The 13,315-nt window shown below is 30.5% G+C and carries 13 protein-coding genes; 3 read left to right on the forward strand and 10 right to left on the reverse strand.

Annotated features, from left to right (window positions below):
• Window positions 1–399 precede the first annotated feature (399 nt).
• From pepF to HMPREF3045_RS04995, 3 genes are read right to left on the reverse strand one after another with little or no spacing between them, the layout of a single operon-like run.
• Window positions 400–2,184, reverse strand: coding sequence for an oligoendopeptidase F (gene pepF, locus HMPREF3045_RS04985; RefSeq protein WP_070737491.1), 1,785 nt, complete (start codon window positions 2,182–2,184; stop codon window positions 400–402).
• A 28-nt stretch (window positions 2,185–2,212) separates the two neighbouring features.
• Window positions 2,213–2,878 carry a rhomboid family intramembrane serine protease gene (locus HMPREF3045_RS04990; RefSeq protein ID WP_070737492.1) on the reverse strand — a complete coding sequence of 222 codons (666 nt, stop codon included), beginning with the start codon at window positions 2,876–2,878 and terminating at the stop codon, window positions 2,213–2,215.
• Entirely contained in the window at window positions 2,860–4,011 is a 1,152-nt protein-coding gene (locus HMPREF3045_RS04995; RefSeq protein WP_070737502.1) for a glycerate kinase family protein, read from the reverse strand. Before HMPREF3045_RS04995 ends, HMPREF3045_RS04990 begins: the two co-directional genes overlap by 19 nt.
• A 330-nt stretch (window positions 4,012–4,341) precedes the next feature.
• On the opposite strand from HMPREF3045_RS04995, the gene ahpC reads away from it, so the two are divergent.
• Both ahpC and ahpF read left to right on the forward strand, forming a co-directional pair.
• On the forward strand, window positions 4,342–4,911 hold the full coding sequence (gene ahpC, locus HMPREF3045_RS05000; protein ID WP_070737504.1) for an alkyl hydroperoxide reductase subunit C: 570 nt from the start codon (window positions 4,342–4,344) through the stop codon (window positions 4,909–4,911).
• Window positions 4,911–6,437: an alkyl hydroperoxide reductase subunit F gene (gene ahpF / locus HMPREF3045_RS05005; protein ID WP_070737505.1), complete on the forward strand. Its 1,527-nt coding sequence runs from the start codon at window positions 4,911–4,913 to the stop codon at window positions 6,435–6,437. Before ahpC ends, ahpF begins: the two co-directional genes overlap by 1 nt.
• A gap of 192 nt (window positions 6,438–6,629) precedes the next feature.
• Here ahpF and HMPREF3045_RS05010 read toward each other — a convergent pair whose 3' ends face one another.
• Window positions 6,630–7,127, reverse strand: a complete 498-nt coding sequence (locus tag HMPREF3045_RS05010) for a helix-turn-helix domain-containing protein (protein ID WP_070737507.1) — start codon at window positions 7,125–7,127, stop codon at window positions 6,630–6,632.
• 137 nt (window positions 7,128–7,264) lie between these two features.
• Between HMPREF3045_RS05010 and HMPREF3045_RS09435 the strand changes: the two genes are divergently transcribed.
• Window positions 7,265–7,753, forward strand: coding sequence for a TM2 domain-containing protein (locus tag HMPREF3045_RS09435; RefSeq protein ID WP_070737509.1), 489 nt, complete (start codon window positions 7,265–7,267; stop codon window positions 7,751–7,753).
• A 110-nt stretch (window positions 7,754–7,863) separates the two neighbouring features.
• On the opposite strand, the gene HMPREF3045_RS05020 is transcribed toward HMPREF3045_RS09435, so the two are convergent.
• The 6 genes from HMPREF3045_RS05020 to HMPREF3045_RS05045 all read right to left on the reverse strand — a co-directional run bounded on the left by HMPREF3045_RS05020 (window position 7,864) and on the right by HMPREF3045_RS05045 (window position 13,315).
• On the reverse strand, window positions 7,864–8,253 hold the full coding sequence (locus HMPREF3045_RS05020; RefSeq protein ID WP_070737513.1) for a hypothetical protein: 390 nt from the start codon (window positions 8,251–8,253) through the stop codon (window positions 7,864–7,866).
• Between the two features lie 45 nt (window positions 8,254–8,298).
• Entirely contained in the window at window positions 8,299–8,544 is a 246-nt protein-coding gene (locus HMPREF3045_RS05025) for a glutaredoxin family protein (protein WP_019118869.1), read from the reverse strand.
• A gap of 68 nt (window positions 8,545–8,612) precedes the next feature.
• Complete coding sequence (locus HMPREF3045_RS05030) at window positions 8,613–8,801, reverse strand: hypothetical protein (RefSeq protein ID WP_070607539.1); 189 nt, start codon at window positions 8,799–8,801, stop codon at window positions 8,613–8,615.
• Entirely contained in the window at window positions 8,798–10,414 is a 1,617-nt protein-coding gene (locus tag HMPREF3045_RS05035; RefSeq protein ID WP_070737516.1) for an oligopeptide/dipeptide ABC transporter ATP-binding protein, read from the reverse strand. The genes HMPREF3045_RS05030 and HMPREF3045_RS05035 overlap by 4 nt, the downstream gene beginning before the upstream one ends.
• Entirely contained in the window at window positions 10,401–11,405 is a 1,005-nt protein-coding gene (locus tag HMPREF3045_RS05040) for an ABC transporter ATP-binding protein (RefSeq protein WP_070737519.1), read from the reverse strand. Before HMPREF3045_RS05040 ends, HMPREF3045_RS05035 begins: the two co-directional genes overlap by 14 nt.
• A gap of 8 nt (window positions 11,406–11,413) precedes the next feature.
• Window positions 11,414–13,315, reverse strand: a complete 1,902-nt coding sequence (locus tag HMPREF3045_RS05045) for an ABC transporter permease subunit (RefSeq protein ID WP_070737522.1) — start codon at window positions 13,313–13,315, stop codon at window positions 11,414–11,416.

Here is a 13,315-nt window from a genome sequence, read left to right on the forward strand (position 1 = left end):
TTTGATCTTGACTTTTGTCATTTTTCGTTTTGGTTTACTCAAAGTAATTCACTTTACTTTTATTGTAGTTTTCTATATATTTTTTGAGGTTCAATGCCGTTACTTTGTAACGACTATTATATAATACCACGTTCATTTTATCTTGTCAAGTATTTTTTTAATTTTTTTATTAAAATCTTACTTTTTAGATTGTTTGTTTGAAGTGATATTATATTTATAATACACTATTTAAATTACTTTGTCAATTTTTATTTTTCTTTTTGACTTTGCTCTTTAACAGTGCCTTTATATAATACTAGGATTTTTTATCTTTGTCAAATTTTTTTATTTTTATTTTTTTGCATTTTAAAAGAGCCTTATTTCAAAGTATTTTTACTCTTTTATAAGGCTCTTTTTATTTTATTTTTCTAATGATTTTTTTAATTCTTCTAATTTTTCTTTGCAAGCATCCATTGCTTTTTGGAGTGAATCTTTTTTGGTCATATCTACTCCTGCATCTTTTAATACTTCTATTGGATATTTACTTTTTCCTGCTTTTAAGAAGTTAAGATATTTTTCCAAATCTTTTTTATCTCCGTGAAGTATTTTTTCTGATAGGCTTACTGCTGATGAGAAGCCTGTTGCGTATTGGAAGACGTAGTAGAACATATAAAAGTGTGGAATTCTTGCCCATTCTGTTGATATATATTTGTCTACTTCTATATCTTTGCCAAAATAATCTACGTTTAGGTCGTGGTAGATTTGATTTAATTTTTCTGCTGTTACTGGCATTGAATTTTCTACTAATTTGTTTGCCTCTAGCTCAAATTCTGCAAACATTGTTTGTCTAAATACTGTTGATTTGAATGAATTTACATAGTGGTTTAGTAAATAGGCTTTTTCTTTTTCATCTTTTGCATGGTCTATCATATAGTTTAATAATAGAAGTTCGTTAGTTGTTGATGCTATTTCCGCCAAAAATATTGAATAGTTTCCATAGATATATGGTTGGGTTTTTCTTGTGTAGTAGGAATGCATAGAATGACCCAATTCGTGGGCTGTTGTGAAAAGGGAGTCTAAGGATTCATTATAGTTTAATAAAATGTATGGTTCTGTATCATAAGAACCTGATGAATATCCTCCAGATCTTTTTCCTTCGTTTTCCATTACATCAAACCACCTATCATCAAAGCCTTCTCTTGCTTTTTTGATATAATCTTCTCCAAGTGGAGCTAGGGCTTTTAGGATTAATTCTTTCGCTTCATCAAAAGTGTAAGTTTTGTTATAATCTTCTACTAATGGCAAATAAATATCGTAAAATCCTAAATCATCAAGTCCCAAAACTTTTTTTCTCAAACTTGTGTAATCTCTGTGGATTTCTATATTGTCGTGGATTACTTCTACTAGATTATCGTAAACTTTTTCGTCAATGTTATTTGAAAAAAGGCTCATAGCTCTTGCCGAATCGAATTTTTTTAATTTTGCTATGGTGTTATTTGCTGTCATTTCGCCATCAAGAAGGGAGGCTGCTGTATTTTCAAATTGCTTGTAAACTGTATAATATTTTTCGTAAACTTCTTTTCTAAATTCACGATTTGAATCTAGCTCTAGGTTTGTGAAGTTTGCGTCTGTAATTTGGATTTCTTCATCGCCTTTTTTTACTTTTGGAAATTTAAGGTCAGCGTTTGAAAAAATCATATAAGTGTTTTGTGGATTTTGGGATAATTTTGCAAATGAAGCTATTATTTTTTCTTCATTTTCGCCCAAGGTGTGGTCTTTATTTCTAAATAAATCTTCAAAATAATGAGCGTAAATTTTTAGCTCTTCTTTTTCTTCTATATATGTTTGTACTTTATTATAATCTTCTGACAAAATTTCTGGTGTTATAAAAGAAAGTTCTTGGGCAAGATTTGCAAATAAATTATCTGCTATTTTTGACATTTCTTGGTATTTTGCAACTCTTGTATCTTCGTCAGATTTTAATGAGGCATATACGCCAAGTTTTGAAAATTTTCTTTCTAATTTTTCGTTTGTTTTTAAAAAATCGTAAAGACTGTCGGCTGATTGTAAAATCTTTCCTTTGTATGCCTTAGTTTTTTCGATTAGATTTTTTACTTCTTCTACTTCTTTGTAGAAGTCTTCGTCTGTCTTGTAAATTTTTTCTGTATCCCATTTTAGAGACTTGTCTATATCTTTTCTATCCATTTTTTCTCCTTTTATTTTGTTTAATTTTTTATATGGCTTGTAACATTGATTTATTTCCTATAAATACAAAGCCTATTGCAATTAGCACAAAGGCTAGAAGGGAAATAATTCTTGTGCTTGTTGGCAAAGTCATATTCATTATCGGGAAAAATCCTGCAAGAATAAATCCGCCCAAAAGCCCTCCAATATGTCCTGTAATTCCAATTCCTGGAACCATAAATGAATATATTATATTTATAGCAACAATTCCTATAAAGCTTGAGCCAAATTGTCTTAGAAATTCGTTGTCCCTGTAATTGAACATAATCCCCAAGGCAAGCCCAAATAAGCCGTACAAAGAAGTTGATGCCCCTGCTGATACGCTTGTTACCTCTCCAAAAGCATAAGTAAATAAATTACCCATTATTCCACAAAGTAAATAAATTATCAGAAATTTTGTAGAGCCATAAAGACTTTCAAATACATCTCCAATATTATTTAAAAAATACATATTCATCAAAAGATGTATTATCCCAATATGTATGAAAATCGGGCAAAAAAGCCTCCACCATTCGCCATAATAAATATAGATTTTGCTCATAGCATTAAATCTCAAAAGATTTTCAATATTTTCACTGCCACCTGTAACAGTCATCAATATAAAAACTAGGATATTTATTCCCATTAAAATTCTTGTCATTTTTCCCTTAGCCATAACTCCTCTTTCTCAAATTTATTTTCCATCTGTGAAAGATTATCAGAAATAAAAGTCCTAGCAACAGACCTAATTTCTTTCTCATAATCTCCCCTTTCAAGATTAGATTTTATTTTAAATTTATAAATATCATCTATATAAGGATTATCCCTCATATTAGGATAATCTTCATCTTGCAAGAAAATAATTTTTATATTTTCATTATATCTTTTAGCAAATTTAGAAAGATTAATAGAATTTTCCCCATTAAATTCATCAACATTTTCCGTAATAATTAAAAGGTCTTTGTCCCTAACCAATTTTTGAAAATCAAGCAAAGACAAAACAAGTTCCATAGAATTAGAAATTTTTGCCCTAAAAAATATATAAAGAGCCCAAGAAACTCCGCCACCAGCACCAAGATAAGGAAAATCTATTTCGCTTACACCCAAAGCCTCACTAACTTTTTTAGAAAAATGCTTGCAGGCTTTTTCAAGTTCTAAAATTTCCTCAGGACTTGCTCCCTTTCTAATAGGTCTTTTTTCCAAAAAAGAATTTCTTTGAAAAAGAGTAAGAGGTTGGCTTGTAGCAATCTCCAAATCAACATCCATTATTCTTCTATCAAGACCAGACATATCAATAGAATCAACCTTAATCATATTTTTTGCAACAGGATTTAAAGAATTAAGATTTTTATCAAAAAACCTAACCCCCAAAGCATAAAGCATACCCATGCCCATATCATTAGTTGCAGTATCCCCAATGCCAATAAAAAATTTCTCACAGCCATTATTTAAACCATCAACAATCATCTCCCCAAGACCAATTGAAGAAGATTCCATAACATCAAGCTTATCCTTATACAAAAGCCTAAGCCCGCAAGCCTGAGCCATCTCCATCACGCACAAATTTTCCTTTATAATATATCTAGAAGTTACAGCCTCACTCAAAGGATTATGAACATTAACATAAGAAAAATCCCCACCAATAACTTCCTTCATAATTTCAACAGTCCCCATTCCCCCATCCAAAAATGGAAGAATATTAACCTCATTATTCACATTTTCACTTTCCAATTCTTCCTTGAAATAATTTCCAATCTCAATAGAATTTTCAAAATCTTTAATAGAATCCAAAGCTAATAATATATTCATAATTCACCTCAATTAAATTATACCCAAACTATGTGGACAAATTATTAATTATCTTTACCAATTGTAAATTCAATGATATAATTAAATAGAAAGTTTAGAAAATAAACTTTTACTGTTTAACTCATGGAAATCTTTGAAAAAAGATTTCGCCCATCAAAGAGCCACTTAAATACTTATAAGTGGCTTTTTAAAATTGCCTTTCCATAAATTTTGGAAGGGCATTTTTATTTGAAATTTATGATATTGATTTTAGTTTTATAATGAGTATAATTATCATATACTTTGTTTCTTATTTAAAATAAAGTAATTTATTTAAAAATGGAGGATATTATGTCATTAATAGGAAAAAAATTACCTGAATTTAATTTGGATGCTTATGATCCAAAAACAAATGAATTTATCAAAATTAGCGATAAGGACCTTGAAGGTGAATGGAAAGTTTTAATGTTTTATCCAGCAGACTTTACTTTTGTATGTCCTACAGAGCTTGAAGATTTACAAGAAAAATATGAGCAATTAAAAGAGATGGGAGCAGAAGTTTATTCTGTAAGTGTTGATACACATTTTGTACACAAGGCTTGGCATGATGAAAGTGAAGCTATAGGAAAAATCCAATACAAAATGATTGGCGATTCTAACAAAGAACTCACAAAAGCTTTAGATATTTTAACAGAAGATGGAAAAGCTGACAGAGCAACTTTTGTTATAGACCCTGATAATGTTATTCAAGCATTAGAAATAAATGCAGGAGGAATCGGAAGAAAAGCAGAAAATAATATATATAAAGTTAAAGCTGGTCAATATGTAAGAAAACATCCAGACCAAGTATGTCCTGCTAAATGGAATTCTGAAAATGATGATACACTAACACCAGGACTTGACCTTGTTGGAAAAATCTGATGTTAGACAGTAAATTAAAAGATCAGCTAAAGGCTTATCTTAAAATGCTAAAGTCCAATGTAACAATTGGACTTTCGCTAAATGAAGATGAAAATTCAAAAAAACTAAAATCTTTTGTTGAAGATGTTGAGTCTTTATCTGACAAGATAAAAATAAAAGAAGAAAAATTAGATTTTACACCTGCTTTTAGTTTAAACGGAGAATTTGAACACGGAAAAATTGTTTTTGCAGGAATTCCTTTGGGACACGAGTTCGAATCATTTGTTCTTGCACTTTTGCAAGTTGGTGGAATCGAACCAAAAATATCCACTGAAGAAAAAGAAAGAATAAAATCTATAAAGGAAAAAAGAAATTTTGAAACAATAGTTTCACTTTCCTGCCACAACTGCCCAGAGGTTGTACAAGCTTTCAATATTATGGCAGTTTTAAACAAAAATATCTCACACACAATGATTGAAGGTTCAATAAACCAAGATATATGTGAACAAAGAGATGTTATGGCAGTACCAGCAATTTTTGAAAATGGAGAGTTTCTTGACGGGGGCAAAAAAACTATGGCAAGTCTTTTAGACCTTGTTGCAGAAAAAGTCCAAAAAGATTTATCCAATTTCAAAGATTACGATATCTTGATAGTCGGAGCAGGACCAAGTAGTGCTACAGCTGCAATTTATGGAGCAAGAAAAGGCCTAAAAGTTGCAATAGTTGCAGACGAATTTGGTGGACAAGTAAACGAAACTCTCGATATAGAAAATATAACAGGAATCCTAAAAACAGAAGGACCTAAATATATGCTATCAGTCAAAAACCAAGTAGAAAATCTTGGCGTAGACATAATAGAGGGAGTAAAAGCTGTCGATTTCGAAAAAAAAGATGATGAATTTAATATAATCCTAGAAGATGGAGCAAAAATAAATAGTAAGAGTCTAATTTTTGCAACAGGAACAAGATGGAGACTTCTTGGAATAGATGGAGAAGAAAAATTCAAAAACAAGGGCGTAGCTTTTTGTACCCACTGCGACGGTCCCCTATTTAAAGGAAAAGACGTGGCAGTTGTAGGAGGAGGAAATTCAGGAATAGAAGCGGCAATAGACCTTGCATCAATAGCAAAAACCGTTACAGTTCTCGAATTTTTACCAGAATTAAAGGCAGATAAAATATTACAAACAAAATTAGAATCCTTTCAAAACGTAAAAGTTATAACATCTGCCCAAACAACAAAACTCCTAGGAGATAAAAAACTAACAGGTCTTGAATATATAGATAGAAATACAAAAGAAGAAAAAACAATAGATCTCGCTGGAGTTTTTATCCAAATCGGTCAAATTCCAAACACAGAATGGCTAGAAGGAAAGATAAAACTCACAGATAGGGGCGAAATCGAAGTAGAAAAAGACGGTTCAACAAATATAGAAGGAATATTTGCAGCAGGTGATGCAATAAATTCCGTTTATAAACAAATAATAATAGCAGCAGGCTCAGGAGCAACAGCAGCCCTATCAGCCTTTAACTATTTAATAAGAAAATAAAAAATATTGGAATGTTGCAAAATAAATAAATCATCCCAATTTTTAGAGGAAACTCTATGAAGATTTTGCCTCAATATAAGAGTGCTATTAAAAATCTTCTAGGAGACCCCTCTAAATATTGAATAATGATTATTCATATTTTTCAACAACCCCATTATTTTTTCTTAAAATTACATAAAAATCATAAAATTATCAGCTTTCATTTTTAAAAATATAATAAAACACAATAAAAGGCGAAATTATAAAAATTATTGGCAAAACCAATTTCGAAAATGTTAAATAATCTATTTTTTCTAATTTTTCTCCCATATCTTTTATGGCTTGGGGGAAGGCTATTACTGACAAGGCTAGAAAAATTGTTAATATTAAAAATGGCATTTCTTTTGGGTTTTTGTTTAAGACTCCTTCTACTATTCCAAAATAATAAATTAGGTAAAAGGCAAAGCCAATTATGGCGTATAGAAATGACCAAAAAATTTTTCCTATTTTCGATTCATCTTCTTCATTTTTAAAATATCCTATATCTACTCCAAAAATTTCTGACAATTTTACCAAATTTTCCATTGATGGCTCGCTTATTTCTTTTTCCCATTTAGATACGGCTTGTCTTGATATATTTAGTTCCTTTGCCAAATATTCTTGGGTAAGGTTCAATTCTTTTCTTTTGTTTTTGATTTTTTGTCCAATCATAAGTCCTCCTTAATATTATTTTAAGTAATGTTTTTCAAAAAAGCTAGCAACTATAGGGCAACTTTGGGGAAATTTTATGATTTTTTTATTTTTTTTATACAAATTATGATATAATTATAAAAAATAAGGAGAAATTTATGGGAGAAATTATAAAAATTGAAATTGATGATATAGTTGTAGGTCTTGATGACGGATCTGTTGTAAGAGTAAAACTTTCTGATGTGAATTTTATTCCTCAAATTGGGGACAAGGTCAAAGTTTTTAAGGCAGATGATGGATATTTGGTAAGTAAAATCAAAGAAAAAAATTTTGTTGAAAATCATAGCTTAAATGAAGATTTTGATGAAGATGATTTTAAGGTAAATAGGATTGAAGAAAAAAGTAATGTGACTAATAATTATTATATAAACTCTTACAATAAAAGGGCTGTAAATAAAGTTGCTTATGTGCTTTTGGCGTTTTTTTTGGGAGGAATCGGAGCTCATAAATTTTATTCTGGAAAAATCGGCACAGGTATAGTTTATTTAATTTTTTCATGGACTTTTATCCCATCAATAATAGCCTTTGTGGAATTTATAATAGCTCTTACTAAAACTTCTGATGAATATGGAAATATATATGTTTAAAGGACTCTTGCAAAATTATGATTATTCATAGTTTTGCAAAAGTCCTTTTTTATTTGGATTTTTGTATTTTTTCTTTATAAAAATATATATAGATTCTTAAATCTCCATTCTTATTTTTTATTTTCTTCCAATTTTTTTAAGGCAAAAAATATTGCAACACACAAGTTTTCATCTTCATAAATTTCTAAGGTGTTTTTTGTAAAGTCAAAGTTTGCCAAAAATTCATCTTCTTTTATTAATGTTAGATTTTCTCCATTTTCTATTAATTTCATTTGCCTATTTATAATTTTCGCCTCATTTATTTTTTGGTCGTTCATTTTTTCAATTTTTAAATTTCCTATTACAGCTTGCCTTTTTCCTCTTAGGCTAAATAAGTTTTTTATTTTAAATCTTGCTACCAATTTACCACTAGGACGCAATACATTGTACTTTCCTTCTAATTTATAGGTCATTCTTTCATTTTCAAAAATTTTTTCGTCTTTATATTGTAATTTTTTCATTTTTCCCTCACAAAAAAACCAGCAGGATTTCCCACTGGCTTAATTCTAATAGTTTTCTTTTAGATATTCTATTATATCGTCAGATTCGTACATTTTTTTATCGCCAAAAACCATAAATGGAATTTGATCTTTTCCACCAAGCTCTATTAACTCTTTGGTGTTTTCTTCTCCACTTCTTCCATCTTTTACGTTGTAAGATGTGAAATCTACAATTTTATTTTCATGCATAAAGTTTAAAACTTTTAAACAATATGGACATTCTGGTTTAAAATATAAATCAAATTTACTCATAATACTTCCTTTCATATTCTTTTATCATTTCTCTTTTAATTTCTTACCCTTAAATTTATTTTGTAATCTTAAAAGAAAAATATTAAGGATGTAAAGAGTAGAAGTATTAATAAAACTGGTGGTAAAAAAACTTTCATAGCTGCCAAAAACATAGCGAGTCTATCGTCTTTTTCTAGATTATCTTTTTCTAAAAGTTCTTCTTTTTCATAGATTTCTTCTTTTGTTTTATTTTTGAAAGGATCTACTGGTCTTTTCATAGATTAGCTTCCTCGGCTAATTCATGTTCTTTTTTAAGTCTTTCTTCTTCATTTTTTTCGAAGGCTTTCATTTTTGTTTCTTCTGATACATCCATCAAATGGCAAGCTACAAAATGACCTGGTTCAACTTCTTTAAGCTCTGGCTCAAATTGTTTACAAATATCCATGCAATATTTACATCTTGTATGGAAACGACAACCCTTTGGTGGTCTTACAGCTGATGGAATATCTCCTTCGATTGTTTGAAGCTCTTGTCCCTTATCAACATCAGTTCTTGGTATTGCTTGCAAAAGTGCTTTGGTGTAAGGGTGTTGTGGATTTGCAAAAATTCTATCAGAATCTGAAAGCTCGACCATAACTCCCAAATACATTACTCCTATCCTATCAGAAATATATTTTACAACTGAAAGGTCGTGGGTTATAAATAAATATGTTAAATTTAAGTCAGTTTTTAAATCTTGCAATAGATTTATAATTTGTGATTGGATTGAAACGTCAAGAGCTGATACTGCCTCATCGCAAACTATAAATTTTGGATTTAAAGCAAGGGCTCTTGCAATTCCAATTCTTTGTCTTTGTCCACCAGAAAATTGGTGAGGATACCTATGAATAAAATATGGAGCAAGTCCACATTGGTTCATTATATCTTGGATATATTCGTTGTAGCCTGCTTCACTTCTTGATTTAAAAAGTCCATGACCCAAGACACCTTCTCCAATAATATTTCCAACTGTCATTTTTGTATCCAAAGAACCATAAGGATCTTGGAAAATAATTTGAAGATCTTTTCTAAGCTCTCTCATTTCTTCGTTTGTAAGTCTTGAAAGATCAATTCCATCATCTACAAAACTTTCGAATTTTTCAAAAAGCTCTTTTGATTTTAATTCTTCTTTTTTAGCAGATATTTTTTGCTCTTTTTCCAAAACTTCCTTATCAAGTTTTTCTTTTTTATTCAAAAGTTCCTTGTATTTCGGATCATTTAGGATAGCATCTTTTAATTCTTTTTTATCTCTAATCCTTACTTCGTCTTTTTCTTCAATTTTTTTAATGTCTAGTAAAACTTTGGATCTTTCCTTGATTTTTTTGTAATAATCATCAAGAATAGAAGAAATTTCTGACAAATTGTCGCTTGCAAGAAGTCCTCCTGCTATTCTCATCATATTTTCATAATCTTCTTGGAGAAGTCTTCTTTGATGCATAGCAGCTTCGTTTAATTCAGCTTTTTTTTCTTCATCTTCAGTTTTTTCTAGCTCGTCATAAATTGAATGAAGTTTTTCAACTTCCTTATCATAAGAAGGGAATTTTTTTGGAATTTCTTTAATATCTTTTCCCATATAAGCTGGGGCAAGTCTATCAAGAGTTGTTCCATAATAAAGAGTAGTTCCTTCAGTTTGTTCATAAATTTGAAGGATTGTCCTACCAAAAGTAGATTTTCCACAACCACTTTCTCCAACCAAACCAAAAGTTTCGCCTTCGAATATATCTATTGAAATATTTTCATTTGCATGGACATATTCGTTTGCTCCCCTAGAAAAGATAGATTTTTTCTTGATTGGGAAATATTTTTTGAGATTTCTTATTTTAAATAAGATCTTTTTATTATTTTTCTCCATCTTCTCTCTCCTTTCTATTTGGAAAGTGGCATCTTATTTTTTGATTTTCATTTACTGCCACAAGCTCTGGCATTTCTTTCCTACATTTTTCTGTAGCATACTTACACCTATCTGCAAATTTACATCCATCAGGAAGGTTAAGTGGATGTGGAACAGAGCCTGGTATTATATCAAGTCTTTCGTTTCTATCGCTTGTTATTGCTGGAATAGAATTTAAAAGAGCAACTGTGTAAGGATGGTTGTATTTTGTAATATCGTGTTTGAAAATATAATCAACTGGTGATTGTTCAACAATTTGTCCACAATACATTACAGCAACCTCATCTGCCATTTGATTTATTACTCCCAAATCGTGAGTTATAAATAAAATTGAAGTATTTTGTTTTTCCTTTAATTCGTTCATCAATTTTAGAATTTGAGCTTGGATTGTAACGTCAAGGGCTGTTGTTGGCTCATCTGCAATTAATAATTTTGGCTCACAAGCAAGTGCCATGGCAATCATAACCCTTTGGTTCATACCACCAGAAAGCTCAAATGGATATTGTTTGGCAACAACGTGAGGATTTGGAATTTTTACTTGAGCAAGTAATTCCTCCACTCTTTTTGCCGCTTCTTTTTTATTCATTTTTTTGTGAAGAATTAAAACTTCTGAAATTTGTTTTTCCACTGTAAAAACTGGGTTAAGTGAACTCATAGGTTCTTGGAAAATCATAGAAATATCATTTCCTCTTACCTTTTCCATTTGATTTCTATTAAAATCAGAAATCTTTTTACCATCAAAAATAATTTCTCCGCTGTAGATTTTTTGGTTTGGCTCAAAAAGTTGCAAAATACTCATAGCAGTTTGACTTTTTCCAGAACCAGATTCTCCAACCAAACCCAAAGTTTTTCCTTCTTCAATTGTGCATGATACTCCATTTACTGCTTTTATAAGACCACGTCTTGTTTCAAAGTAGGTATGAAGTTTTTTTATTTCAAGTAAATTTTTCATTTTTACACCTATCTCTCATTTGATCTTGGGTCTATTGCATCTCTTAGGGCATCTCCAATCAAGTTTACTGAAAATGCTGCCAAAAATACTGCAAGAGCTGGAATTACCCATCTCCACCAATAAATATTAATTACATCTGATGATTGGGCACTTGTCATCATATTACCCCAAGATGGCATTGGCTCTTGAACACCAAATCCTAAAAATGATAGACCTGCTTCAGTAAGTAGGTTTCCTGCAAATCCAAGAGTTGCATTTACAATTATTATTGATAGAATATTTGGCAAAATATGTCTTACAAGAATTGACGAATTTGTAACACCAAGGGCTTTAGCTGCAATTACATAATCTCTTTCTCTTTCAGCAAGAATTTGTCCACGTACAAGTCTTGCAATTCCTGTCCATCCAATAACACCAAGTAAAACCATGATCATCATAAGTCTTGTATTTTGACTAGTATTTACAGGAAGTAGGGCTGAAAGTGTAATAATTAATGGATAAAATGGGAATGATTGAACAATTTCTGTAATTCTCATCAAAACATTGTCAACACGTCCGCCAGCATAACCTGAAACCATACCAATAATTACACCAAGAACTACTTGGATAAGAACTGATACAAAAGAAATTATTATGGTCATTTTTCCACCGTGAATTAATCTTGTAAAAATGTCACGACCTTGGTCATCTGATCCAAATTTAAATCCTTTAAGTCCCCATGTATCAATTTTAGAATCCTTGCTTACAGCATAATTGTTGAAATAACCAGAAAATACTTTTTCATATTTTCCACTAGGAGCATCTGCTTCGCTATAATTATTATTTCCCCAAGAATATAATTTTCCATCTTCAGCAAGGACAGTAAAATGATTTGTTCCTGCAACTATATCTTTAATTTTGCCCTTAATTTTTGGAACATTATCTCCAGATAAGTTATCTCTAGAAGGTCCCCAAACATAAAGTTTTCCATTTTCATCAAGGGCTGCCGCAGAATTTGAAGTTAAGGCAACCTTAGAAATTTTAACTTTATTATTTTTAATTTCATCTGGCGCTCCAACATCTACCTCAGCTCCTCTTACACCAAGAAGTTTTGTAGAGCCATCTTTTAATACAGCCAAAATATTTGAACCGCTTGTATCAAAATCAACAACTTTTCCTTGAACTTCTTTTGGAATAAGATCAAGTCTTGAGTTCATAGTAGAACCCCAAACATATATATTATTTTTTTCAGTTAAAACTACAGAATATTGAACTCCGCCACCAAGTTTTTTGATTCCTTCTTCTTTTATTTGGCTTTCTTGCATTGGTGGAAGTTTTGTTTGTTGGAATGAATCATTACCCCAACCATAAACTTCATTATCTTCAGTTGCAACAAGAATATGTCTATCCCCAGCTGCAACATCTTTTATTTTTTTACCATCAAGTTTTTCCTTTATATCATCAGGCATTTTCATAACATTATCTTCGTTATTTTTGCCCCAATAATAGAAATTTTTCTTTTTAGTAAGACCTACACCAAAAGTATTTCCTACAGAAATTCTTTCAACACCTTCTTTTTCCATTTCAGAAGGATATTTCATATATCCAGAACCTGCAGAAACATTTATAAGGTTACCCTCAGATTGGTAAGGATTAAAAGGAATTAATGCTGATCCAACAAAAACTGCTAGAATAATTCCAAGCATCAAAAGAAGACCAATAACTCCCAAAGGATTTCTAAAATAATTTTTTACAGCCATTTTTCCAGGAGAAGTAATAGCATCTTCCTTCAAAGACTCATTTTCATTTTTAGGATTAACATCTCCAAGATTTACATCAGATTCTTCATTATTTGCCCTAGTTCCAAAAGTAAATAAAGAAAGAACTAATCTACCAAAAGATTTAAATGATTTATTTAATTCATCTTTCAT

This window comes from Anaerococcus sp. HMSC075B03 (assembly GCF_001815585.1).
Lineage (GTDB): Bacteria > Bacillota > Clostridia > Tissierellales > Peptoniphilaceae > Anaerococcus > Anaerococcus vaginalis.